Genomic DNA, 25,636 nt, shown 5'->3' with positions numbered 1-25,636 from the left:
TATTTAAACCGCAGAGAAATCATCGGTTTTTCCATCATCCTGTGATTTGTGCACTTCACATGATGTTAATCATAAATGTCATCGGCACTATGCGCTACGCTTGTTGTCTGATTGACGATTAATTCACCACGTGTTTTCGATTTTCTTTTAACAACACGACTATTTAAGTAGGTACTTCCATGTCGAGTAAGCTAGTACTGGTTCTTAACTGCGGCAGTTCTTCTCTGAAATTCGCCATCATCGATGCCGTTAACGGCGACGAATTCCTCTCCGGTTTGGCCGAGTGTTTCCACCTGCCTGAAGCTCGCATCAAGTGGAAAATGGACGGCGCCAAACACGAAGCTGCCCTGGGGGCCGGCGCTGCACACAGCGAAGCGCTGAACTTCATTGTTAATACTATTCTGGCACAAAAACCAGAGCTTTCTGCGCAGCTGACCGCTATCGGCCACCGCATCGTGCACGGCGGCGAGAAGTTTACCGCTTCCGCCGTGATCAACGACGAAGTTCTGCAGGGTATCAAAGATTCCGTGCCGTTTGCACCACTGCACAACCCGGCTCACCTGATCGGCATCGCGGAAGCGCTGAAATCCTTCCCTAACCTGGCCGACAAGAACGTTGCCGTGTTCGACACCGCGTTCCACCAGACCATGCCGGAAGAATCTTACCTGTACGCCCTGCCGTACAGCCTGTACCGCGACCACGGCGTTCGCCGCTACGGCGCACACGGCACCAGCCACTTCTACGTGACTCAGGAAGCCGCGAAGATGCTGAACAAGCCGGTAGAAGAAGTGAACGTGATCACTTGCCACCTGGGCAACGGCGGTTCCGTTACCGCAGTGCGCAACGGCCAGTGCGTTGACACCTCCATGGGTCTGACCCCGCTGGAAGGCCTGGTGATGGGCACCCGCAGCGGTGACATCGATCCGGCTATCATCTTCCACCTGCACGATTCTCTGGGCATGAGCGTTGACCAGATCAACAAGATGCTGACCAAAGAATCCGGCCTGCTGGGCCTGACCGAAGTCACCAGCGACTGCCGTTACGTTGAAGACAACTACGACAGCAAAGCCGACGCCAAACGCGCCATGGACGTGTTCTGCCACCGTCTGGCCAAATACATCGGCGCATACAGCGCCCTGATGGAAGGCCGTCTGGACGCGGTGATCTTCACCGGCGGCATCGGCGAGAACGCCGGCATGGTGCGTGAGCTGACCCTGAACAAACTGGGCCTGCTGGGCTTCGAAATCGACCACGACCGCAACATGGCCGCTCGCTTCGGCAAATCCGGCGCCATCACCAAAGACGGCAGCCGCCTGGCGCTGGTGATCCCGACCAACGAAGAGTTGGTCATCGCGCAGGACGCATCCCGCCTGACCGCGTAATGCTCTCAAAACACCGTCAGCCCAGGCTGACGGTGTTGTTTTAGCCTCATGTTAATCGTGAAGAGGACTATTCTGTGTCACGTACTATTATGTTGATCCCCACCGGCACCAGCGTCGGCCTGACCAGCGTCAGCCTGGGTGTCATCCGCTCCATGGAGCAAAAAGGCGTTCGTCTGAGCGTGTTCAAGCCTATCGCTCAACCGCGCACCGGCGACAACGCGCTCGACCAGACCACCACCATCATCCGCAGCAGCAACTCCACCATTACGGCGGCCGAACCGCTGCGCATGGACTACGTTGAGGGCCTGCTGAGCTCCAACCAGCAAGACGTGCTGATGGAAGAGATCGTGGCGCGCTACCACGAGAACACCAAAGACGCGGAAGTGGTGCTGATCGAAGGCCTGGTGCCGACCCGCAAGCATCAGTTCGCCAACGCGCTGAACTACGAGATCGCCAAAACCCTGAACGCCGAGATCGTCTTCGTGCTGGCGCTGGGCAACGACTCCCCGGCGCAGCTGAAAGAGCGCATCGAACTGGCGCGCACCAGCTTCGGCGGCAGCAAGAACAAAAACATCACCGGCGTAATCATCAACAAGCTGAACGCACCGGTCGACGATCAGGGCCGCACCCGTCCTGACCTATCCGAAATCTTCGACGACTCCACCAAAGCCAGCATCGCCCACGTCGATCCTGCGCAGCTGTTCGCCAACAGCCCGCTGCCGGTTCTGGGCTGCGTGCCGTGGAGCTTCGATCTGATCGCCACCCGCGCCATCGACATGGCTCGCCACCTGAAGGCCCGCGTGGTCAACGAAGGCGACATCATGACTCGCCGCGTGAAGTCCGTGACCTTCTGTGCGCGCAGCATCCCGCACATGCTGGAACACTTCCGCCCGGGCTCTCTGCTGGTGACCTCCGCAGACCGTCCTGACGTGCTGGTCTCCGCCTGCCTGGCGGCGATGAACGGCGTGGAAATCGGCGCCATCCTGCTGACCGGCGGCTACGCCATCGACGAGCCGATCAAGAAGCTGTGCGAACGCGCCTTCCAGACCGGCCTGCCGGTGTTCATGGTCGACACCAACACCTGGCAGACCTCGCTGAGCCTGCAGAGCTTCAACCTCGAAGTGCCGGCGGACGACCACCAGCGCATCGAGAAAGTGCAGAACTACGTGGCCAGCCACATCAACACCGAGTGGATCGACTCGCTGACCGCCACCTCCGAACGTTCACGCCGTCTGTCTCCACCGGCGTTCCGTTACGAGCTGACCGAGCTGGCGCGTAAAGCCGGCAAACGCATCGTGCTGCCGGAAGGCGACGAGCCGCGCACCGTGAAAGCGGCAGCCATCTGCGCCGAACGCGGCATCGCGGAATGCGTGTTGCTCGGCAACCCGGACGAGATCCAGCGCGTCGCGGCAGCGCAAGGCGTTGAGCTGGGCAAAGGCATCGAAATCGTCGATCCGGTCGCCGTGCGTGAAAACTACGTGCCGCGTCTGGTTGAGCTGCGCAAGAGCAAAGGCATGACCGAAGTGGTCGCGCGCGAGCAGCTGGAAGACAACGTGGTGCTCGGCACCCTGATGCTGGAACAAGGCGAAGTCGACGGTCTGGTCTCCGGCGCGGTTCACACCACCGCCAACACCATCCGTCCGCCGTTGCAGCTGATCAAAACCGCGCCGGGCAGCTCGCTGGTGTCCTCCGTGTTCTTCATGCTGCTGCCTGACCAGGTACTGGTCTACGGCGACTGCGCGATCAACCCGGATCCGACCGCCGAGCAGCTGTCTGAGATCGCCATCCAGTCTGCGGATTCCGCCGCGGCCTTCGGCATCGAGCCTCGCGTAGCGATGATCTCCTACTCCACCGGCAACTCCGGTGCGGGCAGCGACGTCGAGAAAGTGCGCGAAGCGACCCGCCTGGCGCAGGAAAAACGCCCGGACCTGATCATCGACGGCCCGCTGCAGTACGACGCCGCCATCATGGCCGACGTTGCCAAGTCCAAGGCGCCGAACTCACCGGTAGCCGGCCAGGCGACCGTGTTCATCTTCCCGGATCTGAACACCGGCAACACCACCTACAAAGCGGTACAGCGTTCCGCTGACCTGGTCTCCATCGGGCCGATGCTGCAAGGCATGCGCAAGCCGGTGAACGACCTGTCGCGCGGTGCACTGGTTGACGATATCGTCTACACCGTTGCGCTGACGGCGATCCAGTCTTCCCAGGCTGACGCTGCCGCCAAGGCGTAATTCATCGCCAAACGAAACAAGGGCCGGCATTGCCGGCCCTTGCTATTTCATTCATCCCTTCTCTCGCTTTATTGCTCCGCGCTGGCAATAACCTGCAAAATCTGGCCGTCGCTGATTTTCAGCGAGAAACTGCGCTGCCAGAAACGTTTGGAATCTGCATCCTGAGGATCCACGGTACTGATTGCCACGGTGTATAGCGCATTGCTCTCAAATGCCTTGAACGAGTATGGGATACATTGGCCGGGCGTAATCATCTCAACGGGATTCAGTGGTAGAGTGCTCCTGCGCCAGAGTTCATGCGTTTGGCTATCCAACCGTTGTTCAATAGCGATACTGACCAGACTGACCCTGCCACTCTGTGTTGGGTAGGTTTGTGGTAAAGAGAAACAGAGATCATTTCCCCGCAGCGTAATATCCGCAGCGTAAAAACGTTGCTTTTCAAGGATACAGCCACTGAGCAACATCATCATGATGAGGGTATAGAAAGAGCGGGATAGCGTGATCTCGCCTAGCGTCAGCCTTCTGAACGAGCCTCTTGTTGTTATCATCATTCACTCCATGAATATAACTTATTGTATTTATTGGACTATTTTTATTATCTCTTTTTACCCTAGCATTGGCCATCTATTATCCATTAAAAACAAAAAGCCCCTTAAGGGGCTTCTCAGTTGATAACGTGTGAGTCATAACTCAGATACTGGTCAGGAAGGTATGTGCTTTATCCAGAGCACCAGACCTCATTCGTTACAGCAGTTGTTATTGACTCGAGAACTGTTTTTGCAGCAGCTGCCCAACAGCCTCCAGAATATGCTCGGCGGTCAGGCCGTACTCCTGCTGTAAAAACGCCTGGGTGCCCACCTGGCCGTAACGCTCCTTCACCCCCACGCGCCGCATTGGCGTCGGGCACTCTTCCGCCAGCACCTCCGCCACCGCCGATCCCAGCCCGTTATGAATGCTGTGGTTTTCACAGGTGACGATGCGCCCGGTTTTGGCCGCATAGGTTTTGATCAGTTCACGGTCGATAGGCTTGAGGGTGAACATATCGATCACCGCCGCGCTGACGCCCTGCTGCGCCAGCATCTGCGCCGCCTTCAGCGCCTCCGCCACCATGATGCCATTGGCAATCAGCGTAATGTCGTCGCCGTCGCGCAGCAGGTTGCCCTTGCCGATGGTAAAGCACGAGCCCTCCTGGTAGATGCGCGTCGCCTGCTTGCGAATGGTGCGCACCCAGTAGAAGCCGCGCAGATCCATCAGCTGGCGCAGAATATCGGCGAACATGGTGGCGTCGGTCACCTCCAGCACCACCGAATGCGCCAGCCCGCGCACGATGCCCATATCCTCGAACGACATGTGGGTGCCGCCGTTGTGGCAGGCGCTCACCCCGGCGTCGGAGGCGATTACCTTGACGTTGTTGCGCTGATAATCCAGCGACATGAACAGCTGATCGAAACAGCGGCGGCTGGCGAAGGCGGTAAAGGTATGCACGAACGGCACCCGGCCGGTGAGCGACAGCCCGGCGGCGACGCCGATCACGTTGGCCTCCATGATGCCGCAGTTGATCACGTGCTGCGGGTGATCCTTGTGCACGCCATCCATCGCCATCGAGCTCATCAGATCCGCCTCCAGCGCGATGATCGGCGCGCCCGCCTCAATCTGCCGACGCACCGCGCCGGCGTAGACTTTGCGCATTTCGACGGCGTCGTTTTCCAACTGCGTCACTACGTTAAACATGGGCGGCCTCCAGTTCGGCGATGGCTTTTTCGATTTCCTGCTGCACGTCCGGCGTCAGGCGCAGGTGGTGAGAGTTCGACAAGTTTTCCAGATAGGCCACGCCCTGCCCTTTGATGCTGTCGAGCACGATCGCCAGCGGCCGCTGTTCGCCGCCGCGCGCCGGCGCCACCGCCGCCAGCAGCGCCGCGATGTCATCGCCCTTGATGGTCTGCACCTCAAAGCCGAAGGCGCGGAACTTGGCGGCCAGATCGAACGGTTGGATCACCTCGTCCAGCGCGCCGTCCAGCTGTTGCTTGTTGTAATCGATGAACAGCGTCAGGTTGTTCAGATTGTGGTGGGCGATAAACTGGAACGCCTCCCAGCACTGCCCTTCGTTCAGTTCCCCGTCACCGAGGATGCTGAACACCCGATTGCGGCGCCCCGCCAGCCGATGAGACAACGCCATGCCGGCGGCGATCGACACGCCCTGCCCCAGCGAGCCGGTGGTAGCGTCCACGCCGCGCGTGCGCAGCCGGTCCGGGTGGCTCGGCAGACGCGTGCCGTTCTGGTTGAGGGTCTTCAGCTCCGCCAGCGGGAAGTAGCCCTTGATCGCCAGCGTGCTGTAAAGCGCCGGGCCGGCGTGCCCTTTCGACAGCACGAAGTCATCGCGCTCCGGCCAGTCCGGATCCGCCGGATCGATGCGCATCACGCTGCCATACAGCACCGCCAGCGTCTCCACCACCGACATGCAGCCGCCGTAGTGGCCGAAGCCCAGCCCGGTCAGCGCTTTCAGCGTTTCCAGGCGGATCGCCCGCGCCAGGGTATGCAGCTCTTCAATTTCCGTTTCGCTCGTTGTGTAGTTCATCAGTCTGCCCTCGTTATTTCTCGACGCGGTCAGCGGCCGGCGCGCCTTTGCGTTTTCCCAGGAAGTTATGCGCCACCAGCAGCGCGAACACGGCGACGATCGCCAGCATGATCATCTCCTTCGACATAAAGCGCGCCATATTGCCCAGCAGGATGCCGATCGCGCCGAAGTCGGCGTCGGAGAAGGTGGTGTTGGCAAAGCCCAGCGCCCCCAGCACCGGTAGCAGCAATACCGGCAGGAAGGTGATCAGCAGCCCGTTGGCGAAGGCGCCCAGCATCGCGCCGCGCCGCCCGCCGGTGGCGTTGCCGAACACCCCGGCGGTAGCGCCAGTGAAGAAGTGCGGCACCACGCCGGGCAGGATCAATACCATCTTCAGCTGCCCCAGCAGGAACAGCCCGGCCAATCCGCCAAGGAAGCTGAACAGGAAGCCGATCAGCACCGCGTTGGGGGCATAGGGATAGACCACCGGGCAATCCAGCGCCGGCCGCGCATTCGGCACCAGCTTTTCCGAGAAGCCGGTGAACGCCGGCACGATTTCCGCCAGAATCAAACGCACGCCCTGCAGGATGATGAACACCCCGGCGGCGAAGGTGATGGCCTGAATGATCGAATACACCAGGTAGTTCTGGCCGCCGCTGAGCTCGCTTTCCACATAGGCCCGCCCGGCGCAGATCGCCAGGATCAGGTAGATGACGATCATGGTCATCGAGATCGAAATGGAGCTGTCGCGCAGGAAGCTGAGGTTTTTCGGCAGGTTCATCTCCTCGGTCGAGCGCGAGTTTTTACCCACCTTCGAGCCGATCCAGCCGGACAGCACGTAGCCCAGGGTGCCGAAGTGGCCGAAGGCGATATCGTCATTGCCGGTGATGCGGCGCATATAGCGCTGGGCGATCGCCGGGAAGAACGCCATCACCAGCCCCAGGGTCAGCGCGCCGGTAAACACCAGCTGCACGCCCTCGAAGCCCGCCACCGTCAGGATGATGCCGATCATGCAGGCCATGTAGAAGGTGTGGTGGCCGGTCAGGAAGATGTATTTCAGCCGGGTGAAGCGTGCCACCACGATATTCGCCACCATGCCGAACGCCATGATCAGCGCGGTGGAGGCGCCGTATTTCTCCAGCGCGATGGAGACAATGGCTTCGTTATTCGGAATGATGCCCTGAATATTGAACGCGTGTTCGAACATGCCGCCCAGCGGATTGAGCGATCCGACCAATACCGTGGCGCCGCCGCCCAAAACGATAAAGCCGAGAATGGTTTTTACCGTGCCTTTTACCACGTCGGAAAACGATTTCTTTTGCGCCAGCAAACCGATCAGCGCAATAAGCCCGACAAGTACCGAAGGCACCTTTAATATATCCACCACAAACTTAAGCGTTTCCTGGATAAACATATCCACCTCGCCAATCGTTTTATTCAGATGATTGAGTGGGCTTCGAAGTAAGCGCGCAGCTTGGCTTCCAGCTCATTAATGTCGATGATGTTGCTGATCACCACCAGCTGCTCGGCCGGTACGCTGGCGCTGTCGGCGATGTCTTTCGCCATCACGAACACGTCGGCGGCGCCCGGGGTGGCGGACGACAGATCGGAGTGTTCGACCTCGGCCTCCACGCCCATCTTTTTCAGCACCTTTTTAATGTTCATTTCCACCATAAAACTGCTGCCGAGACCGGAACCGCAAATCGCCATGATTTTCATAATATCCACCTGTTGAATTTAGCGTGTAGGGTAGCGCCGCCGGTCATATTCCCGGCGTTGTTAGCATTAATAGTGTTCCTGGTGATTAAGCGTTAATAGCGGGCGATAATATCCTCGATTTGCCGTTTATCTTTGGCGTGAAATAACGCCTCCATGGCCTGATTGTCTGAAAATAATTCCGCCAGTTGCGAAATCAATTCGATGTGGCTGTCGCCGTCGGGCGCCGAAAGCATCACCACCACCTGAACCGGATCGTTATCCGTGGAATGAAAGTTCACCCCCTGATGGATCTTCAACAGCGATAATCCCAACGCGTTGGCGCCCTCTTCGGGCCGGGCGTGCGGCATGGCGATGCCCGGCGCCAGGACAAAGTAAGGCCCGAGCTTCTCCTGCTGATGAAAGATGGCCGTCAGGTAATTCGGCGTGATCACGCCGTCTTGCAGCAGCGGCTGCGCACTCAGCGTTACCGCCTGGCGCCAGTCCTCCACCCGTTCGCACAGCTGTATATGATCGGCGGTCAGCCACTCTTTCAGCACGTTACCCTCCTAAAGGTTGATGGTTTCGGCCGGTGATTAATTCACCGACGACGGTAAAACTTTAATCAACCCCACCCGGCCACACAGTGATGGATATCACAAAGATAGCGCTACCAAAGCGCTATCATGCAGATCTGTGATAGCGCTATCAAAACGCCGCGCTGCGGCATGGCGTTAACCACAATTTTTTCTCGCTATTTCGGGTAACGGGGTAGAATGTGCCGCATACGGGGATCGTCGAAGCCGCGCCGTCGGCTTCCCGCCCTCACCATTTTTATGCGCCGCGCGCGCATTTCAGTCGGGATTAGGCATGTCGATCGGTAAAAAACGACGCAGCACGGGCAGGGTGACGTTGGCTGACGTAGCGCAGCTGGCGGGCGTCGGCACCATGACGGTGTCGCGCGCGCTGCGCACGCCGGAGCAGGTATCAGACAAACTGCGCGAGAAGATTGAAGCCGCGGTGAGCGAACTGGGGTATCTGCCCAACCTGGCCGCCAGTTCGCTGGCGTCGGCCTCGTCCTACACCATCGCCATGGTGGTGCCCAGCCTGTCCGAATCCGGCTGCGCCGAGATGTTCGCCGGCCTGCAGAAAGTGCTGCAGCCGGCCGGTTATCACATCATGCTGGCGGAGTCGCAGCATCACCTCGAACGCGAAGAGAAATTGCTGGAGACCCTGCTCTCTTACAACCTGGCGGCGGCGGTGCTGCTCAGCGTCGAGCATTCGCAAAATGCCCGCAACGCGCTGATCGCCGCCAACATTCCGGTGGTGGAGATCGGCGCCGTGCGCGCCGATCCTATCGACATGAGCATCGGCATCGACTACGTGGCGGCCATGTATCAGCTGACGCAAACGGTGATCGCCAGCGGCTACCAGAACATCGGGCTGCTGTGCGCCAACCAGGAACAGTGGATCTTCCAGCAGCACCTGCAGGGCTGGCACAAGGCGCTGCTGCGCAACCATATGTCGCCGCATCGGGTGATCAACGCCGCGCAGCCCGCCAGCTTCAGCACCGGCGCGCAGCAGCTGCCGGAATTCCTGCTGGCCTGGCCGGAGCTGGACGCGCTGGTGTGCGCCTCGGACGAACTGGCCGGCGGCGCGCTGTATGAATGCCAGCGGCGGCGCATCAAGGTGCCGGACAATCTGGCGGTGGTGGGGTTCGGCAACAGCGAGTTCAGCCGGGTCTGCCAACCGCCGCTGACCACCATGACCATTCCGCATCGCGACATCGGCATTCAGGCCGGCCAGGCGCTGCTGGCGCGCCTGAACGAGCAACCCTGGCAGCCGGCAGGCTCCCTGCCCGCCACGCTGTGCCGCCGCGACAGCTGCTGAATCCGCGCCATAAAAAAAGCCGGTCGATGACCGGCTTTCTCACGCGTTGGCGTCTCAGTGGTTGTCGAGCGGCTTACCGTAATCCTGTTCGTTGTTGCGCGTCAGCCACAGCGACAGCGCCTTCAGCGAATCCGGGGTAAACTCGTCGCAGCGCGCGGTGATCTCTTCCGGCGTCAACCAGCACACCTCGGCCACTTCTTCTTCCTGCAGCGCGAACGGGCCGTGCGAAACGCAGCTGAACAGCGCGCCCCACACCCGGCACTGCTCTTCTTCGAAGTAGAACAGACCGTGTTCGGCGAAAGGCACACCGGCAATGCCCAGCTCTTCTTCCGCCTCGCGGCGCGCCGAATCCAGCACGTTTTCACCGCTTTGCACTACGCCACCCGCCGTTGCGTCCAACCAGCCCGGGTAGAAGTCCTTGATCTCGGTGCGACGCTGCACCAGAATTTTTCCCATCCCATCATGCACCACAATATAGGTAGCACGATGGCGCAGCCGCTCCGCCCGCATCTGTTGACGACTGGATTGCGCGATCACCTCGTTTTGCTCGTCGACGATATCAACCCATTCGGTATCTGCAGCCTGACCCTGTTCCGCCATCCTCTAAAACCTTCTATTTTGGCGCGATGCATCCCGCGCGCTGGTTAATCAATGAGTGTTTTTCAAAGATTTTTATTGTGTGTGTATAAATTAGTGCGTTTAGCGTGTTAACGCCACCTCCGCGACGACCTTGCCGTCGTCGAGCGTCAGCACGCGCAAAGTGCCCCGATCCAACATGCCGTAGCTGGCCGGAAAGCCCCCTTTGGGAATGCTGACCGAGCCCGGATTGAAGCAATAGATCTCACCCTGCCGCTCCGCCTGCGGCAGATGCGTATGGCCGTAGGCCAGGACGTCACCGCGGGATAACGGCGGCAGTGCCGAGGGATGATAAAGGTGACCGTGGGTCAAAAACAATCGTCTTTTTTGCAGTAAAACCTGTTGCCAGGGCGCCTCGATGGGAAACGTCAGCAGCATCTGATCGACCTCGCTGTCGCAATTGCCGCGAACGGCGATGATCTTGTCGCTATAGCGATTCAATCGTTCGGCAACCTGAGCAGGCTGATACCCGGCCGGCAGCGCGTTGCGCGGGCCGTGATTCAGCAAATCACCCAGAAGAATCAACCAGTCGGCGCCGTTTTGTTCGAATAATTCCAGCACGCGTTCGGTGGCCGGCAGCGATCCGTGAATATCCGAGGCGAACATCAGCTTCATAACCTTGTCCTATAGAGGGAAATAAGCGCCATTTTACCGCGCCGGCGCCGTGCGGCAAACCGCCGTCCGCCCCGGTGGAGAATTGTGATCCAACCGCGCAGATAGCATCGGACGAATCCCACATAGCCTGCTATCCTTAGCTGCTATTGTTGGATCTCTGATATACCTTTGTGCGCGGCGAAGACCGCAGCAACGTGTAATGAATTACAGATCACCTTACCGCAGGAGGCAACATGATTGACCTGTATTACGCGCCTACTCCCAATGGTCACAAGATCACCTTGTTTTTGGAAGAGGTCGGCTTACCCTACCGTATCCATCGCGTAAACATCAGCGCCGGCGAGCAGTACAAACCGGACTTTCTGAGCATTTCTCCCAACAACAAAATCCCGGCGATCGTCGATCAGCAACCGGTGGACGGCGGCGCGCCAATCAGCCTGTTCGAGTCCGGGGAAATCCTGCTGTATCTGGCGGAGAAAACCGGCAAGCTGTTGAGCAAGGGCCTGCGCGAACGCGCCGCCACCCTGCAGTGGCTGTTCTGGCAGGTGGCCGGGTTCGGGCCGATGCTCGGGCAGAATCACCACTTCAACCACTACGCGCCGCAGCCGGTGCCTTACGCCATCGAACGCTATCAGCTGGAGACCAAGCGGCTGTACGGCGTGCTGGAAGCCGAACTGCAAAAACACCCGTACCTGGGCGGCGACAACTACAGCATCGCCGATATCGCCACCTACCCGTGGGTGGTGTCGCATCCGCGCCAGCGCATCGATCTGGCGGATTACCCGGCGGTGCGCAACTGGTTCGAGCGCATCAGCAACCGCCCGGCGACCGAGCGCGCCTATAAGCTGGCTGAACAGGGCTAACCCCCGCTCCCCGACTCCCCGCCGCCGGGGAGTCACATCGCCCCTGCGTTATCATTTCCCTACTTTCCGTGTATTCTGAACGCCAATAATCAGACCTATGGAGAATCTCTGATGTCTTTCAGTCAACCCGACGCCGTTATTCGCATTAAAAATCTGCGGTTGCGCACGTTCATCGGTATCAAGGAAGAAGAAATCAACAACCGACAGGACGTCCTGATTAACGTGGTGATCCACTACCCGGCGGACAAGGCGCGCAACAGCGAAGACATCGCCGACGCGCTCAACTACCGCACCATCACCAAAGCGATCATCCGCCATGTGGAAGATAACCGTTTCGCGCTGCTGGAAAAATTAACGCAGGATGTGCTCGATATCGTAAAAGAACATGCCTGGGTGACCTATGCTGAAGTGGAGATAGATAAACTTCTGGCCCTGCGCTACGCCGATTCGGTCTCCATGACCATGAGCTACCGCCGGGGCTAACTCAGGGAGGTCGACCATGCGGATCCTGATCACCGGCGCAACGGGATTGATAGGCAGCAGCCTGACGGCCAGGCTGCTGGCGCTTTCTCACCACATTACGGTGCTGACGCGAGACGAACGGCGAGCCCGGGCCAGGCTGGGCGACCAGCCGAGCTATTGGCAAACGCTGGACGACCGGCAGTCGCTGGATGACTTCGATGCGGTGATCAATTTGGCCGGCGAACCTATCGCCGACAAGCGCTGGAGCGCACAGCAGAAACAGCGGCTGTGCCATAGCCGCTGGGATCTGACCGAGCGGTTGGCGCAGCTTATCAAGGCCGGCAGCACGCCGCCCGGCGTGCTGATTTCCGGTTCCGCCGTCGGCTACTACGGCGACCAGGGGCAGGCGGTGGTCACCGAAGAGGAGCCGCCGCACGACGAATTCACCCACCAGCTGTGCCAACGCTGGGAAGCGCTGGCGCTGCAGGCGCAGAGCGACGCCACCCGGGTCTGCCTGCTGCGCACCGGCGTGGTGCTGGCGCCACAGGGCGGCGCGCTGGCTAAAATGCTGCCGCCGTTCCGCTTCGGGCTGGGCGGCCCGATCGGCGACGGTCGCCAATACCTGCCGTGGATCCATCTCGAAGACATGGTCAACGCCATTATTTATCTGCTGGATCACGCCACTCTGACCGGCCCGTTCAATATGGTCGCTCCCTACCCGGTGCATAACGAACAGTTCGCCGCCCAATTGGCCAACGTGCTCGATCGCCCGGCGTTTCTGCGGGTGCCGGCGTTCGTCATGCGTTTGTTGATGGGGGAAGCGGCAGTGCTGGTGCTTGGCGGCCAGCGGGCGGTGCCGAAGCGGCTGGAGGAGGCCGGCTTCCACTTCCGCTATCTGGAGCTGGAACAGGCTCTGGATGACGTGATTAATCAGCGGGCCGAAGCCCGCTGATCTGAAGTTACTTCAACGCGCCGGACAGGAACTGCTGCAGGCGCGGGCTTTTGGGGTTGCCGAACAGCTCGGCCGGCGGCCCCTGCTCTTCAATCAACCCTTTGTGCAGGAAGATCACGTGGTTGGAAACGTGGCGCGCAAACTCCATTTCGTGCGTCACCACCACCATGGTTTTCCCCTCCTCCGCCAGCTTCTGCATGATACGCAGCACCTCGCCCACCAGCTCGGGATCCAGCGCCGACGTCGGCTCGTCAAACAGCAGCACTTCCGGCTCCATCGCCAACGCGCGGGCGATAGAAACACGCTGCTGCTGGCCGCCCGACAGGTGCACCGGGTATTTGCCGCGCGCCCGCTCATCGATACCCACCTTATCCAGATAGCGCACCGCGCGCTCGTGCGCTTCGGCCTTGCTCAGCCCCAGCACCTGCACCGGCGCCTCCATCACGTTCTCGAGCACCGTCATGTGGCTCCACAGATTGAAATGCTGGAACACCATGGTCAGGCGGGTGCGCAGCAGCTGCAGCTGCTTCTTGTCGAACACCTTCAGCTGGCCGTCTTTGTCGCGCACCATGCGAATGTCTTCGTTGTTCAGGCTGATCGAGCCTTCGCTCGGCTTCTCGAGGAAGTTGATGCAGCGCAGAAAGGTACTTTTGCCGGAGCCGGAGGAGCCGATGATGCTGATCACATCCCCGGCGTTGGCCGCCAGCGAGACCCCCTTCAGCACTTCGTGGTCGCCATAGCGTTTATGCAGTTCCGTGACGGCTAATTTATTCTCAGACATGGTTTTTCTTCCCGTCATTTATCAGTGACTAACGTGGGCCATCCAGCGTCTTTCAGCCTTGCGGAACAGGCTGATTAACACGTAGGAGATGATCAGGTACAGCACCGCCGCAATGCCGAAGGCGTAGAACGGCTGATAGGTCGCGGCGTTGATGTCGCGCGCGATCTTCAGCAGATCCGGCACGGTGGCGGTAAACGCCAGCGCGGTGGAGTGCAGCATCAGGATCACTTCGTTGCTGTAAGCCGGTAGCGCGGTGCGCAGCGCCGAAGGCAAAATGATGCAGCGATACATCTTGAAGCGCGAGAAACCGTAGGCGTTGGCGGCCTCGATTTCACCGTACGGCACCGAGCGGATGGCCCCGGCGAAGATCTCGGTGGTATAGGCACAGGTGTTGAGCGTCAGCGCCAGGATGGTGCAGTTGAGCCCGCTGCGGAAAAATGCGTTGAGAAACTCGCTGCCGCGCACGATCTCAAGGCTGTACATGCCGGAGTAGAACACCAGCAGCTGCACGTACAGCGGCGTACCGCGAAACACATAGGTGTAGAGCCACACTGGGAAACGCACCCAGCGGATGGAAGAGACGCGCGCCACCGCCATCGGGATCGCCAGCAGCCCGCCCATCACCACCGAGGCGATCAGCAGCCACAGCGTTACTGCCACGCCGGTGAAACGGTAGCCGTCGCTCCACAGCAGCGACTGCCAATACTGTTGCAGGATCTCAATCATAGCTCGGCCCTCTTGACGCCCAGTGAGTAACGCCGTTCAAGCCACAGCAGCACGCCGTTGGAAACGGTAGTGAAGATCAGGTACACCACGCCGGCCACGATGGCGAAGAAAAACGGCTGATAGGTGCCTTTCCCCGCCAGCTGCGTGGCTTTCACCACGTCGTTCAGGCCAAGGATCGACACCAGCGCCGTCGCCTTCAGGATCACCTGCCAGTTGTTGCCGATGCCCGGCAAGGCGAAACGCATCATCGCCGGGAACAGAATGCGCCGGAAGATCTGCGCGCCGCTGAAGCCGTAGGCCGTCGCCGCTTCGATCTGCCCTTTCGGCACCGCCAGATAGGCCCCGCGGAAGGTCTCGGTAAAATAAGCGCCGTAGATAAAGCCGAGGGTAATGATGCCGGCGCCGAGCGGATCGATGTCGATCTGCGAGAAGCCCAGCAGCGTGGTGATGTTGTTCAGCGCGATCTGCAAACCGTAAAAGATCAGCAGCATCAGCACCAGATCGGGCACGCCGCGGATCAACGTGGTATAGGCGCCGAACAGGCCGGAGATAAAGGGGTTATGAGACAGTTTGCCACCGGCGCCGATCAGACCGATCACCACCGCCAGCACCACGGAACTGAGGGCCAGCTCCAACGTCACCAGAGCCCCCTCGAAAATCAGTTGGGAATAGCCTTGCAGCATCTACTTCACCCTGTGGTCTAGGATCCGAACCATCGGGGCCGGCGCACCGGCCCCGCAGTCACAGCATGGAACGGGAAGCGGATTACCCGCCGTAGACGTCAAAGTCGAAGTACTTTTTCGCGTATTTGTCGTAGGTGCCGTCTTTACGCATCTCGGCGAAGGCTTTGTCCAGCGCCGCTTTCAGCTCGGTATCGGTCTTGCGCAGCCCCATGCCGGTGCCGACGCCAAAGAACTTGTCATCCTTCACCGATTCGCCGGCGAACGCATAGTCTTTGCCCGGCGGCTGTTTCAGGAAGCCGTCGCTGCCCGCCACTTCATCCTGGAAGGCGGCATCGATACGGCCGGAGGCCAGGTCGGCATAAGCCAGATCCTGGTTCTGGTAAGGCACAACGGTCACCCCTTTCGGCTGCCACATGGCGTTGGCGTAGGCTTCCTGGGTGGTGCCCTGCAGCACGCCCACGCTCTTGCCTTTCAGCGCTTCGGCGGTCGGCAGCAGCTTGGAGCCCTTCGGCGCGATCAGACGCGCGTTGGCGGCATACAGCTTGTCGGTAAAGGCGATTTCCTGCTGGCGTTTTTCAGTGATGGACAGCGAAGAGATAATGGCGTCAATCTTCTTCGCCTTGAGGGATGGGATCAGCGCGTCGAAGTCGCTCTCCACGAAGGTGCATTGGGTATTGATGCGTTTGCACAGCTCTTTGGCCAAATCGATGTCAAAGCCGACCAGCTCGCCTTTGGCGTTTTTGGATTCAAACGGCGCGTATGTCGGATCGGTGCCAATCTTCAGCGTGGAAGGAATGGCGGCAAAGGCGCTGCTGGCGGCGCTCAAAGCCAGAACTAACGGCAAAATCAAAACCCGCTTTTTCATAAATTACCCTCAAATTGATTTTTTTGATGCCACTACGGGCATTACTTTCCCCACCAAATCAATTTGCAGTAATCGTGCCACATTCGGTGCTACGGGCGGAGGGAACGGCTCCGGCCTTCACAATACTGTTTCCTGGGACGATAACCGCAAAATTAAATCGGCCGGTCGGGGCCGCGCCACTGGCAGCCGCGACAAGGCGGCGCCATGAAACAGTGAGCGTGATGAAGTGGGATCATTATGGTGCATACTCCGCCCCAATTCAGTGCGGTGTTGCACAAATGTACCAATTTAGGGATAAAACTGTTAATTAGCACCCTGCCAGCGGGTGAACAGGTCGGTCGGCAGTTCGATATCAAACTGGTCGATCACCCGATTGACGGTTTGATCGATGATGTCTTCCACACTTTTCGGCTGGTGGTAAAACGCCGGCACCGGCGGCATGATCACCGCCCCCATCTCCGCCGCCTGGGTCATCAACCGCAGGTGCCCCAAATGCAGCGGCGTTTCCCGCACGCACAGCACCAAACGGCGGCGCTCTTTGAGCACCACGTCGGCGGCACGGGTCAGCAGCCCGTCGCTGTAGCTGTTAACGATGCCGGACAGGGTTTTGATCGAGCAGGGCAGGATTGCCATGCCCAGGGTCTTGAAGGAGCCGGAGGAGATGCCGGCGGCGATGTCGCGCGCATCGTGCACCACATCGGCCAGCGCCTGCACTTCACGCAGGCTGTACGGCGTTTCCAGCGCCAGCGTCTGTCTTGCCGCGTTGCTCATCACCAAATGGGTTTCCACCTCTGCGACGTCGCGCAAAACCTGCAACAGGCGCACGCCGTAGACAGCGCCGCTGGCGCCGGAAATGCCGATGATGAGTCGTTTCATGGAAAATGGCCTCTGCCGTAAAAAGTAAGATCAGGCAGACTTTGCCGCAATGGCGAGGGATAAGCAAGTCAGAGGAGCAAGGTGCACCGCCGCAGACGCGGCGATGCACCCTGAGGGATCAACGCAGGCGGTTAGCCTTCGTTGTGCAGTTCCAGATTTTCCGCTTCGGTTTGCACCCGCAGCGCCTTGGCGTCGTCGCTGCGCAGCGACTCCAGGTATTCCAGATAGCTTTGGTCGACGTCTTTGGTCACGTAGATGCCGTTGAACACCGAGCATTCGAACTGGGTAATGTCCGGGTTCTCTTCGCGCACCGCTTCGATCAGATCGTCCAGGTCCTGGAAAATCAGCCCGTCGGCGCCGATGATCTGGCGGATTTCATCCACTTCACGCCCGTGGGCGATCAGTTCGTTGGCGCTCGGCATGTCGATGCCGTAGACGTTCGGGAAGCGCACTTCCGGCGCGGCGGAAGCCAGGTACACGCGCTTGGCGCCCGCTTCGCGCGCCATCTCGACGATCTGTTCCGACGTAGTGCCGCGCACGATGGAATCATCCACCAGCAGCACGTTCTTGTCGCGGAACTCGGCGCGGTTGGCGTTCAGCTTGCGGCGCACCGACTGGCGACGCGCCTGCTGGCCCGGCATGATGAAGGTGCGGCCGACGTAGCGGTTCTTCACGAAGCCCTGGCGGTATGGCTTCTCGAGAATGCGCGCGATCTCCAGCGCGATGTCGCAGGAGGTTTCCGGAATCGGGATCACCACGTCGATGTCCAGATCTTCCCACTCGCGGGCGATCTTCTCACCCAGCTTCTGGCCCATGCGCACGCGGGCGCTGTAGACCGAGATCTTGTCCATAAAGGAGTCCGGGCGCGCGAAATAAACGTATTCGAACAGGCACGGGTTGGTTTTTGGGTTCTCCGCGCACTGGCGGGTGAACAGCTGGCCCTTGGTGGTGATGTACACCGCTTCGCCCGGCGCCACGTCGCGCAGGAACTCAAAGCCCAGGGTATCCAGCGCCACGCTCTCGGAAGCCACCATGTACTCGCTGCGGCCATCCTCCAGCGTGCGCTTGCCGATAACCAGCGGGCGAATGCCGTTCGGGTCGCGGAACGCCAGCAGGCCGTGGCCGATGATCATCGCCACGCAGGCGTAAGCGCCGCGCAGTTGCTGATGCATGGCGGCGACCGCGGTAAAGATGTTGTCGGCCTCCAGCGGGTAGTGCGGGAAGCGATCCAGCTCGCTGGCCAGCACGTTCAGCAGGATTTCCGAGTCGGAGGTGGTGTTGACATGGCGGCGGCCGCTTTCGAACAGATTTTGGCGCAGCTCATGGGCGTTGGTCAGGTTGCCGTTGTGGGCCAGCGTAATGCCGAACGGCGAGTTGACGTAGAAAGGCTGGGCCTCAGAGGCGCTCGAGCTGCCGGCCGTCGGGTAACGCACATGGCCAATGCCCATGTTGCCCTGCAAGCGTTGCATATGGCGCGCCTCAAACACATCCTTCACCAGGCCGTTGGCTTTACGCAAACGGAACCCGTTGTGGGCGTCAATGGTGACGATGCCTGCGGCATCCTGGCCACGGTGCTGAAGCACCGTCAGCGCATCATAAATCGACTGGTTTACCGGCATGAAACCGGCGATACCGACAATACCGCACATGTTGTCTTTTCCTCATCAGCGCTACCGCCCCGGCAATTGGGTCGGCAAGAAACTCGACGTGCTCTGCAGGTAGTCAAAGAACCACCTGATGACGTAACTGAACTGGGGAATGAGCTGCGACTGTTTCCAGTCGGCGCTTTGTGAGAAGCCGGTAAAGGTGTCCAGGAAGAACAGGATCGCCGCGACGATCAACACTCCGCGCAGCGCGCCGAAGCAGATGCCCAACACGCGGTCGGTGCCCGACAACCCGGTTTTCTCTACCAGTGAGCTAATCACATAGTTAACAATAGCCCCTACGATCAAGGTCGCGATGAACAAAATCGCGATCGCGATGCCGTTTCGCACCAGTTCATCTTCAAAACGAGTGAAATAGACCGCAAGGTAAGAGTAGAAATGGCTGGCAACAAAAAACGCACATCCCCATGTCACAAGTGACAATGCTTCGCGAACAAACCCTCGGATCAGGCTCACCAGAGCCGAAAATCCAATCACCGCTATAATGACGTAATCAATCCAGACCATGAACTATTCCAATGATGAATCGCCCCTGCATCCAATTCGCGGCGAATTCTAACAGAAAAAGAAAACGTTTGCGTAGGGGATTTCCTACCACGTTACAAATAAAAAGCGGCGATCAAAAAATTCCCAATCGCCGCGCCTACATAGGTGATTTCGCCTGTAAAAGGCGCGGTTTTTCTCGCTTTCTCTCCACCACTCCTTAATTCAGGGGCGCATCGTGCTGCGCCCCCGCGGGGTTTAACGGCCGTACGGCTTCACCTGCCCGCTCAGCCCGCTGATCGAGTTCAGCGACGGCAGCGCCGCCTGCAGCTTCTGCTTGGAAGCGTCCGGGCCAACGTAGATGCGGGTGATCTGCCCCTGCACCGGCGTTGACGGCACGGTAAAGGCGCGATAGCCCGAGAGGCGCAGCGAGGCGACAATCTCGTTCGCCTTGGCGGCGTTTTTCAACGCCCCGAGCTGCACGACATAGGCTTGTCCAGCCGGCGCTTTTTCTTCCGCCGGTTTCGGCTGCGGTGCCGGTTCAGGCTTCGGCGTCGGTTCAGGTTTTGGTTCCGGCTTCGGCGCCGGCTTCACTTCCACCGGCTTCGGTTGCGGTGTCGGCTTCGGCTTCACTTCTACCGGTTTGGTTTCTACCGGTTTCGGCTTGGGCTGCGGCACCGGTTGAGGACGCGTTTCGACCGGCGGTGGTGCCACCTGCGTCGGCTGCTGAGCAGTCTGCCGCGCCGCCTGTTGCGCCGCCGCTTCGTTGGCCGCCTGCTGCTCGACCAGCGCGCCCGCCCCTTCCGGCGGCTGTGCCGGCAGCGGCTGCGTCACCGGCGGCAGCACGTCGTTCTCTTCGACATCGCCCGCCTTCGGCACCAACGGAATGGCCGCGAATTCATCCTCGTAATGCTTCTTTTTGCCGTCCAGCAGCCCTGGCAGGATGATTACCCCCAGCGCCACCAGAATCACGGTTCCGACCAGTCGGTTCTGAAATTTACTCGCCACTCACACTCCCCGCATCTCGTCTAACGCCGCCATCACCTGCGCCACGGTGTGGAACGATCCACAGACGATCACAATATCCTGTTTATCAGCATCCTGCATAGCCTGCCGCCAGGCAGTTTCGACATCATTAAAGCGGCGCGGTTCCGTCAGATGTTGCGCCAGCTGTTCGACGCTGGCGCCGCGCGGCCCGTCGAGCGGTGCGCAGTACCATTCATCCACCTGCTCGCTGAGGCAGGCCAGCGTGCCGGCGATGTCTTTGTCCGACAGCATGCCCACCACCGCGCGCACCTTGCCGCCGTCGCGCGGCAGTTTGGCCAGGCGCCCGGCCAGATAGCCGGCGGCGTGCGGGTTGTGCGCCACGTCGAGGATCAGCGTCGGCTCCCGCCGCACGATCTGGAAACGCCCCGGCAGCGTCGCCTGTTGCAGCCCGGTGAAGATCGCGCGTTCGTCGATTTCCAGCGGGGAGCAGTTCAGCGCCGCCAGCGCGGTAGCGGCGTTGGCCAGCGGCACGTTCGGCGTCGGCAGATCGGTCAGCAGCGTGTCGCCGCCCTGCCACTGCCAGCGATCGCCCTGCTCGCTGAAGCTCCAGGCTTCGCCGCGGCGATACAGCGGCGCGCCCAGCGTTTCGGCAACCTGACGAATGCTGTCCGGCATGTCGGGTTCGCCCACCACCGCCGGCTTGCCGCTGCGGAAAATGCCGGCCTTCTCGCGGCCGATGCTTTCGCGATCGTTGCCCAGCCAGTCGGTGTGATCGAGCGCGATGCTGGTGATCACCGCCACGCTCGGATCGACGATGTTGGTGGCGTCGAGACGCCCGCCCAGCCCCACTTCCAGGATCACCACGTCGAGCCGCGCCTGTTTGAACAGCTGCAGCGCCGACAGGGTGCCGAACTCGAAATAGGTCAGCGACGTTTCGCCGCGGCCGGCTTCAATGGCGGCGAACGAGCGGCTGTGCTCCGCTTCGCTCAGCTCTTCCCCCTGAATGCGCACGCGTTCGGTATAGCGCACCAGATGCGGCGAACTGTAGACGCCGACGCGCAGGCCGGCGGCCAGCAGAATGGCTTCGAGGGTACGACAGGTGGTGCCTTTGCCGTTGGTGCCGGCAACGGTGAACACCGTGGGAGCGGGGGTCAGTAAATCCAGATGCGCCGCGACGCGCTGTACGCGCTCAAGGCCGAGTTCGATCGCCTGGCTGTGCAGACGTTCCAGATAATAAAGCCACGAGCTCAATGGCGACGTGGCTTGGGGAATTTGGTGGTTTTGCATGAGTCCCATCACTGAACTTGGGTTCATTAATCCATCAGGGCACCACCCTCACCGCGGTAAAGGCGATGCGCTTCGTGACTGCCGCCAGCCTGCAAACCGCAGCGAGATGGGCTGCGGCCGGCAGGGAACGGGCATCAGCCGTCACTTAGCCACAAAGTGGCGGCTGAACCCGGGCGGGATCTGTCTTTGCCTCAGGCGTCGGCCTGCTGCTCCGGCTCAATGACCGGCGCGGCCTCATCGAAATGCGGCTGCGGCTGGTTGGTCAGCTTGGACAGAATGCTCGCCAACGTCTGGCGCATTTCCGGACGGCGAACGATCATGTCGATCGCGCCTTTTTCGATCAGGAACTCGCTGCGCTGGAAGCCCGGCGGCAATTTCTCGCGCACGGTCTGCTCGATGACGCGCGGGCCGGCAAAGCCGATCAGCGCTTTCGGCTCGGCGATGTTGATGTCGCCCAGCATCGCCAGGCTGGCAGAAACGCCGCCCATGGTCGGGTCGGTCAGCACGGAGATGTACGGCAAGCCGCGCTCCTGCATTTTGGCCAACGCCGCGCTGGTTTTCGCCATCTGCATCAGCGACATCAGCGCTTCCTGCATGCGCGCGCCGCCGCTGGCGGAGAAGCACACCAGCGGACAGTTGTCCTCCAGCGCCTGCTCAACCGCACGCACGAAGCGCGCGCCGACCACGGAAGACATCGAGCCGCCGATGAAGGCGAATTCGAAGGAGGCCGCGACGATCGGCATACCGTACAGCGTGCCCTTCATCACCACCAGCGCGTCTTTCTCGCCGGTCGCTTTCTGTGCGGCGACCAGGCGATCTTTATAGCGCTTGGAATCCTTGAATTTCAGAACGTCTTTCGGCTCCAGATCGCTGCCCAACTCCACTTCGCTGCCTTCGTCTAGCAGGGTATGCAGACGCGCGCGCGCACCCATACGCATATGGTGGTCGCACTTCGGACACACTTCCAGATTACGCTCCAGCTCGGCGCGGTAGAGAACCTGGCCGCAGCTGTCGCATTTGGTCCAGACCCCTTCAGGAATGCTCGCCTTACGGGTTTGTGTGATATTGCTCTTGTTAAGAATTCGTTCAATCCAGCTCATCGATGACCTTTCTGTTTGAACCTGGCACACGCCAGTCCGCTGTTCATGCTTTAACAATCCCCCCGAAAACACCCCAATGAAAAAATGCCCGTTCGCGGCGCGGCAAGCGCGGCGACTGAGGCATCGGCTTCAGGGTTGTTCGCAGGAACAGACCATAATGTCGCTCATTAAACCATATCGGCCCGACGCTGTGGACAAAAAACTGGTCGAACCGACAGGTTAAACAATGTTTTTACTGTTTTTGCTGGCGGGCGGCCGCGCGCTTGTGGCGCCAAATTTCAATCACGCCCGGCAGAATCGAAACGATGATGATCCCGACGATCAGCAGTTTCAGGTTCTCCTGCACCACCGGCAGATCGCCGAACAGGTAGCCAGCATAAGTGAAGAGCAGCACCCAAACCAGTGCGCCAATCACGTTGTAGGCGGCGAAGTGGCGATAGGACATATGCCCCATACCGGCGACGAACGGCGCAAAAGTACGCACGATCGGCACGAATCGCGCCAGAATAATCGTTTTCCCACCGTGTTTCTCATAGAACTGGTGCGTCTTGTCCAGATAGCTGCGGCGGAAAATTTTCGAATTCGGGTTGCTGAACAGCTTCTCGCCGAACAACCGCCCGATAGTGTAGTTCACCGCATCGCCGAGGATCGCCGCCACCACCATCAATGCCACCATGGTGTGCACGTTAAGATCGTTGGTCGGCAACGCCGCCAGCGCACCAGCGACAAACAGCAAAGAATCCCCCGGCAGGAACGGCGTCACCACCAGACCGGTTTCGCAAAACAGGATCAGGAACAGAATAGCGTAGACCCACATGCCGTATTGTGCGACCAGTTCGGCCAGGTGCACATCAATATGCAGAATGAAATCAATAATAAACTTGATGATGTCCATAAATTCTCTCATTGATGCCGGGTGTTTCAGTCACCCGGCAGAAGCACAAGGGAGCGACGCTTTCAGGCGTGCCGGCGTTTAATCGTCGGGCAAAAACAGCGGCCCCATCGGCGGCCGCGGTAGACCAAAGTGGTCAGGGTAATCCACGGCAACCAGATACAGCCCCTCGGCTCGCGCCGTCGCCGCCGCCAGGTTGCGATCCTTCAGCGCCAGCAACTCGGCCATCCAGTTCTCATCCTGATTGCCGCAGCCGATCTCCATCAGGCTGCCGACGATGTTGCGAACCATGTGATGCACGAAGGCATTCGCCTTGATATCTACCACAATATATTCGCCGTAGCGCGTAACCTTAACGTGTTTTACGCAGCGCCACGGGGTGCGCGACTGACATTGCACCGCGCGGAACGAAGTGAAGTCGTTTTCGCCCAGCAGCGCCTGCGCCGCCCGATGCATGCGATCGGCGTCCAGCGGGTGATAAAAATGCGTCACCCCCTGTTGCAGCACCGCCGGCCGGTAGCGATGGTTGAAAATAATATAGCGGTAGCGGCGCGCGGTGGCGCTGAAACGCGCGTGAAAATCGTCGGCAACGGGGCTCACCCAACGCACCGCGATATCCGGCGGCAGATGGGTATTTACCCCCATCGTCCAGGCGGCGTCCTTGCGGCGCGCGGTGGTTTCGAAATGCACCACCTGCCCGGTGGCGTGCACCCCGGCGTCGGTACGCCCGGCGCACAGCACGCTAATCGGCGCATCCGCCACCTTGCTCAACGCCTGCTCCAGGCGTTGCTGCACGCTGGCCACTTCTTGCTGCCGCTGCCAGCCGTAGTACCGGCTGCCGTCATATTCGATGCCCAGCGCAATTTTCAGCGTTGGCTGAACGGGCGAGACCACCTCAGACATCAGTACATCTGCTCCTGCACCAAACGCTCGGCGGTTTCGATAGCCATCAATGCGCCGCCGAAGCGCACATTGTCCGCCACCGTCCAGAACTGCAACAGCTCGGGGATGCCGTAATCGTTACGCAGACAACCGATGCTGAGCGCATCGCTGCCGGAGGCGTCGGTGACCTGAGTCGGGTAATCGTCCTCTTCGCTCAGCTGAATGTCCTCGATCTCTTCGAGCTCGCTGCGCGCCTCTTCGGCGGACAGCGGGCGCAGCGCTTCCAGGTGCACCACCTGCGCGTGGCCGTAAAACACCGGCGACTGAACGCAGCTCACCGAAATCGGCAGCCCTTCATCCTGCAGCACCTTGCGCACCTGATCGACGATCAGGCGTTCTTCGCGCACGCTACCCTGCTCGTCGGCAATCAGCGGCAACAGGTTGAACGCCAGCTGCTTGCCGAAAACGCCTTCCTCGGCCGGAATGCCGTTCAGCAGGCGCGCGCTCTGGCCGGCCAAATCGTCCACCGCCACCTTGCCGCGCGACGATACCGACATCAGCGTGGTGACGTGCAGACGCGACAGCCCCGCCTGTTCGGTCAGCGGCTTGATCGCCGTCAGCAGTTGGCTGACCATGCTGTCGGCCACCGCCACGATATTGCGGTTGCGGTAATCCGCCAGCACCTGCGGGTTAACGCCCGGCACCACCAGCGGCACATCCGGCTCCATGGCGAACAGGCCGCTGGTGTCGATCACCAGGCAGCCCATGTTGCCGGCTTCTTCGGCATAGCGCGCGGACGCTTCGCTGCCGGCGACGAAGAAGGCCAGCTGCGCCTGTGACCAGTCGAACTCTTCGGCGTTTTGCACCAGAAGAGACTTGCCGTTGAAGCGCACATTGGCGCCCGCGCTGCGTTCGCTTGCCAGAGGATAGAGCTCACCCACCGGGAACTGGCGTTCCTGCAACAATTCCAGCAACGCTTCACCTACCGCGCCAGTGGCGCCGAGCAGCGCGATATTCCAGCCGTCAGACATCGGGTTTTCTCCAGAGTATTTCATTCATAAAAGCAGACGGGCAGTGCAATCACCGCCCGATAATCTTTGCCGCTCACTGTAGCGGCGTTGGCTTAA

General features: G+C 60.1%; 27 protein-coding genes. 6 read left to right on the top strand and 21 right to left on the bottom strand.

The window, feature by feature from the left end:
* Positions 1–179: 179 nt before the first annotated feature.
* Both ackA and pta read left to right on the top strand, forming a co-directional pair.
* Positions 180–1,382, top strand: a complete 1,203-nt coding sequence (ackA, locus tag ACUXAC_RS01875) for an acetate kinase (RefSeq protein ID WP_055312511.1) — start codon at positions 180–182, stop codon at positions 1,380–1,382.
* 74 nt (positions 1,383–1,456) lie between these two features.
* The gene (gene pta, locus ACUXAC_RS01870; protein WP_049203683.1) at positions 1,457–3,616 is read left to right on the top strand and encodes a phosphate acetyltransferase; all 2,160 of its coding nucleotides are present in this window, start codon (positions 1,457–1,459) and stop codon (positions 3,614–3,616) included.
* Positions 3,617–3,684: 68 nt separating this feature from the next.
* On the opposite strand, the gene ACUXAC_RS01865 is transcribed toward pta, so the two are convergent.
* From ACUXAC_RS01865 to ACUXAC_RS01840, 6 genes are all read right to left on the bottom strand, one after another.
* Positions 3,685–4,167: a putative T6SS immunity periplasmic lipoprotein gene (locus tag ACUXAC_RS01865; RefSeq protein WP_308343120.1), complete on the bottom strand. Its 483-nt coding sequence runs from the start codon at positions 4,165–4,167 to the stop codon at positions 3,685–3,687.
* Positions 4,168–4,372: 205 nt separating this feature from the next.
* Positions 4,373–5,347 (bottom strand): transketolase family protein, encoded by a 975-nt coding sequence (locus ACUXAC_RS01860; protein ID WP_084827353.1) that lies wholly within the window; start codon positions 5,345–5,347, stop codon positions 4,373–4,375.
* Positions 5,340–6,191: a transketolase gene (locus ACUXAC_RS01855; RefSeq protein ID WP_049270484.1), complete on the bottom strand. Its 852-nt coding sequence runs from the start codon at positions 6,189–6,191 to the stop codon at positions 5,340–5,342. Before ACUXAC_RS01855 ends, ACUXAC_RS01860 begins: the two co-directional genes overlap by 8 nt.
* A 13-nt stretch (positions 6,192–6,204) precedes the next feature.
* Positions 6,205–7,584, bottom strand: a complete 1,380-nt coding sequence (locus ACUXAC_RS01850) for a PTS ascorbate transporter subunit IIC (protein ID WP_004936074.1) — start codon at positions 7,582–7,584, stop codon at positions 6,205–6,207.
* 23 nt (positions 7,585–7,607) lie between these two features.
* Complete coding sequence (locus ACUXAC_RS01845) at positions 7,608–7,889, bottom strand: PTS sugar transporter subunit IIB (RefSeq protein WP_025303676.1); 282 nt, start codon at positions 7,887–7,889, stop codon at positions 7,608–7,610.
* Positions 7,890–7,981: 92 nt separating this feature from the next.
* Entirely contained in the window at positions 7,982–8,425 is a 444-nt protein-coding gene (locus ACUXAC_RS01840) for a PTS sugar transporter subunit IIA (RefSeq protein ID WP_070915294.1), read from the bottom strand.
* 310 nt (positions 8,426–8,735) lie between these two features.
* On the opposite strand from ACUXAC_RS01840, the gene ACUXAC_RS01835 reads away from it, so the two are divergent.
* Positions 8,736–9,755: a LacI family DNA-binding transcriptional regulator gene (locus tag ACUXAC_RS01835; protein WP_004936083.1), complete on the top strand. Its 1,020-nt coding sequence runs from the start codon at positions 8,736–8,738 to the stop codon at positions 9,753–9,755.
* Positions 9,756–9,809: 54 nt separating this feature from the next.
* On the opposite strand, the gene yfcD is transcribed toward ACUXAC_RS01835, so the two are convergent.
* Positions 9,810–10,355: an NUDIX hydrolase YfcD gene (yfcD, locus tag ACUXAC_RS01830; protein WP_004936086.1), complete on the bottom strand. Its 546-nt coding sequence runs from the start codon at positions 10,353–10,355 to the stop codon at positions 9,810–9,812.
* 99 nt (positions 10,356–10,454) lie between these two features.
* Positions 10,455–11,006: a phosphodiesterase gene (gene yfcE / locus ACUXAC_RS01825; RefSeq protein ID WP_038876428.1), complete on the bottom strand. Its 552-nt coding sequence runs from the start codon at positions 11,004–11,006 to the stop codon at positions 10,455–10,457.
* Positions 11,007–11,239: 233 nt separating this feature from the next.
* On the opposite strand from yfcE, the gene yfcG reads away from it, so the two are divergent.
* The 3 genes from yfcG to ACUXAC_RS01810 all read left to right on the top strand — a co-directional run bounded on the left by yfcG (position 11,240) and on the right by ACUXAC_RS01810 (position 13,283).
* Complete coding sequence (gene yfcG, locus ACUXAC_RS01820) at positions 11,240–11,869, top strand: GSH-dependent disulfide bond oxidoreductase (RefSeq protein ID WP_055317045.1); 630 nt, start codon at positions 11,240–11,242, stop codon at positions 11,867–11,869.
* Positions 11,870–11,980: 111 nt separating this feature from the next.
* Positions 11,981–12,352, top strand: coding sequence for a dihydroneopterin triphosphate 2'-epimerase (gene folX / locus ACUXAC_RS01815; protein WP_004936094.1), 372 nt, complete (start codon positions 11,981–11,983; stop codon positions 12,350–12,352).
* A 16-nt stretch (positions 12,353–12,368) separates the two neighbouring features.
* The gene (locus tag ACUXAC_RS01810) at positions 12,369–13,283 is read left to right on the top strand and encodes a TIGR01777 family oxidoreductase (protein WP_087763410.1); all 915 of its coding nucleotides are present in this window, start codon (positions 12,369–12,371) and stop codon (positions 13,281–13,283) included.
* A gap of 7 nt (positions 13,284–13,290) precedes the next feature.
* Here ACUXAC_RS01810 and hisP read toward each other — a convergent pair whose 3' ends face one another.
* The 13 genes from hisP to ACUXAC_RS01745 all read right to left on the bottom strand — a co-directional run bounded on the left by hisP (position 13,291) and on the right by ACUXAC_RS01745 (position 25,540).
* On the bottom strand, positions 13,291–14,064 hold the full coding sequence (hisP, locus tag ACUXAC_RS01805) for a histidine ABC transporter ATP-binding protein HisP (RefSeq protein ID WP_038876434.1): 774 nt from the start codon (positions 14,062–14,064) through the stop codon (positions 13,291–13,293).
* Between the two features lie 21 nt (positions 14,065–14,085).
* A complete protein-coding gene (locus ACUXAC_RS01800; RefSeq protein ID WP_048234483.1) occupies positions 14,086–14,790 on the bottom strand; it encodes an ABC transporter permease in 705 nt (234 codons plus the stop codon).
* The gene (locus tag ACUXAC_RS01795; RefSeq protein WP_060420026.1) at positions 14,787–15,473 is read right to left on the bottom strand and encodes a histidine ABC transporter permease HisQ; all 687 of its coding nucleotides are present in this window, start codon (positions 15,471–15,473) and stop codon (positions 14,787–14,789) included. Before ACUXAC_RS01795 ends, ACUXAC_RS01800 begins: the two co-directional genes overlap by 4 nt.
* An 82-nt stretch (positions 15,474–15,555) precedes the next feature.
* Positions 15,556–16,338, bottom strand: a complete 783-nt coding sequence (hisJ, locus tag ACUXAC_RS01790; protein ID WP_019453740.1) for a histidine ABC transporter substrate-binding protein HisJ — start codon at positions 16,336–16,338, stop codon at positions 15,556–15,558.
* 303 nt (positions 16,339–16,641) lie between these two features.
* Entirely contained in the window at positions 16,642–17,214 is a 573-nt protein-coding gene (locus ACUXAC_RS01785) for a UbiX family flavin prenyltransferase (protein WP_073532549.1), read from the bottom strand.
* A gap of 131 nt (positions 17,215–17,345) precedes the next feature.
* Entirely contained in the window at positions 17,346–18,863 is a 1,518-nt protein-coding gene (gene purF, locus ACUXAC_RS01780; RefSeq protein WP_049200165.1) for an amidophosphoribosyltransferase, read from the bottom strand.
* A 21-nt stretch (positions 18,864–18,884) separates the two neighbouring features.
* Entirely contained in the window at positions 18,885–19,385 is a 501-nt protein-coding gene (gene cvpA / locus ACUXAC_RS01775) for a colicin V production protein (protein ID WP_004936119.1), read from the bottom strand.
* A gap of 234 nt (positions 19,386–19,619) precedes the next feature.
* Entirely contained in the window at positions 19,620–20,369 is a 750-nt protein-coding gene (gene dedD, locus ACUXAC_RS01770) for a cell division protein DedD (RefSeq protein ID WP_038876445.1), read from the bottom strand.
* A complete protein-coding gene (gene folC / locus ACUXAC_RS01765) occupies positions 20,370–21,635 on the bottom strand; it encodes a bifunctional tetrahydrofolate synthase/dihydrofolate synthase (protein ID WP_047730185.1) in 1,266 nt (421 codons plus the stop codon). It lies immediately after the preceding gene.
* Between the two features lie 191 nt (positions 21,636–21,826).
* Positions 21,827–22,735, bottom strand: a complete 909-nt coding sequence (accD, locus tag ACUXAC_RS01760) for an acetyl-CoA carboxylase, carboxyltransferase subunit beta (RefSeq protein WP_004936126.1) — start codon at positions 22,733–22,735, stop codon at positions 21,827–21,829.
* Between the two features lie 232 nt (positions 22,736–22,967).
* A complete protein-coding gene (locus ACUXAC_RS01755; protein WP_019453745.1) occupies positions 22,968–23,630 on the bottom strand; it encodes a DedA family protein in 663 nt (220 codons plus the stop codon).
* Between the two features lie 78 nt (positions 23,631–23,708).
* Positions 23,709–24,530, bottom strand: coding sequence for a tRNA pseudouridine(38-40) synthase TruA (gene truA / locus ACUXAC_RS01750; protein ID WP_055311861.1), 822 nt, complete (start codon positions 24,528–24,530; stop codon positions 23,709–23,711).
* Positions 24,530–25,540, bottom strand: a complete 1,011-nt coding sequence (locus tag ACUXAC_RS01745; protein ID WP_060420019.1) for an aspartate-semialdehyde dehydrogenase — start codon at positions 25,538–25,540, stop codon at positions 24,530–24,532. The genes truA and ACUXAC_RS01745 overlap by 1 nt, the downstream gene beginning before the upstream one ends.
* Positions 25,541–25,636: the final 96 nt, after the last annotated feature.

It is taken from the genome of Serratia sp. 121840015-1, from assembly GCF_053627655.1.
Note: the sequence above shows the minus strand (reverse complement) of the source record. Positions and strands in the feature narration are given on the sequence as shown.

Excerpts from the sequence above, each read along its gene's own strand:
- ackA (WP_055312511.1), top strand. The coding sequence starts at position 180 with ATGTCGAGTAAGCTAGTACTGGTTCTTAACTGCGGCAGTTCTTCTCTG.
- ACUXAC_RS01865 (WP_308343120.1), bottom strand. The coding sequence starts at position 4,167 with ATGATGATAACAACAAGAGGCTCGTTCAGAAGGCTGACGCTAGGCGAG.
- ACUXAC_RS01860 (WP_084827353.1), bottom strand. The coding sequence starts at position 5,347 with ATGTTTAACGTAGTGACGCAGTTGGAAAACGACGCCGTCGAAATGCGC.
- ACUXAC_RS01855 (WP_049270484.1), bottom strand. The coding sequence starts at position 6,191 with ATGAACTACACAACGAGCGAAACGGAAATTGAAGAGCTGCATACCCTG.
- ACUXAC_RS01850 (WP_004936074.1), bottom strand. The coding sequence starts at position 7,584 with ATGTTTATCCAGGAAACGCTTAAGTTTGTGGTGGATATATTAAAGGTG.
- ACUXAC_RS01845 (WP_025303676.1), bottom strand. The coding sequence starts at position 7,889 with ATGAAAATCATGGCGATTTGCGGTTCCGGTCTCGGCAGCAGTTTTATG.
- ACUXAC_RS01835 (WP_004936083.1), top strand. The coding sequence starts at position 8,736 with ATGTCGATCGGTAAAAAACGACGCAGCACGGGCAGGGTGACGTTGGCT.
- yfcD (WP_004936086.1), bottom strand. The coding sequence starts at position 10,355 with ATGGCGGAACAGGGTCAGGCTGCAGATACCGAATGGGTTGATATCGTC.
- yfcE (WP_038876428.1), bottom strand. The coding sequence starts at position 11,006 with ATGAAGCTGATGTTCGCCTCGGATATTCACGGATCGCTGCCGGCCACC.
- yfcG (WP_055317045.1), top strand. The coding sequence starts at position 11,240 with ATGATTGACCTGTATTACGCGCCTACTCCCAATGGTCACAAGATCACC.
- folX (WP_004936094.1), top strand. The coding sequence starts at position 11,981 with ATGTCTTTCAGTCAACCCGACGCCGTTATTCGCATTAAAAATCTGCGG.
- ACUXAC_RS01810 (WP_087763410.1), top strand. The coding sequence starts at position 12,369 with ATGCGGATCCTGATCACCGGCGCAACGGGATTGATAGGCAGCAGCCTG.
- hisP (WP_038876434.1), bottom strand. The coding sequence starts at position 14,064 with ATGTCTGAGAATAAATTAGCCGTCACGGAACTGCATAAACGCTATGGC.
- ACUXAC_RS01800 (WP_048234483.1), bottom strand. The coding sequence starts at position 14,790 with ATGATTGAGATCCTGCAACAGTATTGGCAGTCGCTGCTGTGGAGCGAC.
- ACUXAC_RS01795 (WP_060420026.1), bottom strand. The coding sequence starts at position 15,473 with ATGCTGCAAGGCTATTCCCAACTGATTTTCGAGGGGGCTCTGGTGACG.
- hisJ (WP_019453740.1), bottom strand. The coding sequence starts at position 16,338 with ATGAAAAAGCGGGTTTTGATTTTGCCGTTAGTTCTGGCTTTGAGCGCC.
- ACUXAC_RS01785 (WP_073532549.1), bottom strand. The coding sequence starts at position 17,214 with ATGAAACGACTCATCATCGGCATTTCCGGCGCCAGCGGCGCTGTCTAC.
- purF (WP_049200165.1), bottom strand. The coding sequence starts at position 18,863 with ATGTGCGGTATTGTCGGTATCGCCGGTTTCATGCCGGTAAACCAGTCG.
- cvpA (WP_004936119.1), bottom strand. The coding sequence starts at position 19,385 with ATGGTCTGGATTGATTACGTCATTATAGCGGTGATTGGATTTTCGGCT.
- folC (WP_047730185.1), bottom strand. The coding sequence starts at position 21,635 with ATGCAAAACCACCAAATTCCCCAAGCCACGTCGCCATTGAGCTCGTGG.
- accD (WP_004936126.1), bottom strand. The coding sequence starts at position 22,735 with ATGAGCTGGATTGAACGAATTCTTAACAAGAGCAATATCACACAAACC.
- ACUXAC_RS01755 (WP_019453745.1), bottom strand. The coding sequence starts at position 23,630 with ATGGACATCATCAAGTTTATTATTGATTTCATTCTGCATATTGATGTG.
- truA (WP_055311861.1), bottom strand. The coding sequence starts at position 24,530 with ATGTCTGAGGTGGTCTCGCCCGTTCAGCCAACGCTGAAAATTGCGCTG.
- ACUXAC_RS01745 (WP_060420019.1), bottom strand. The coding sequence starts at position 25,540 with ATGTCTGACGGCTGGAATATCGCGCTGCTCGGCGCCACTGGCGCGGTA.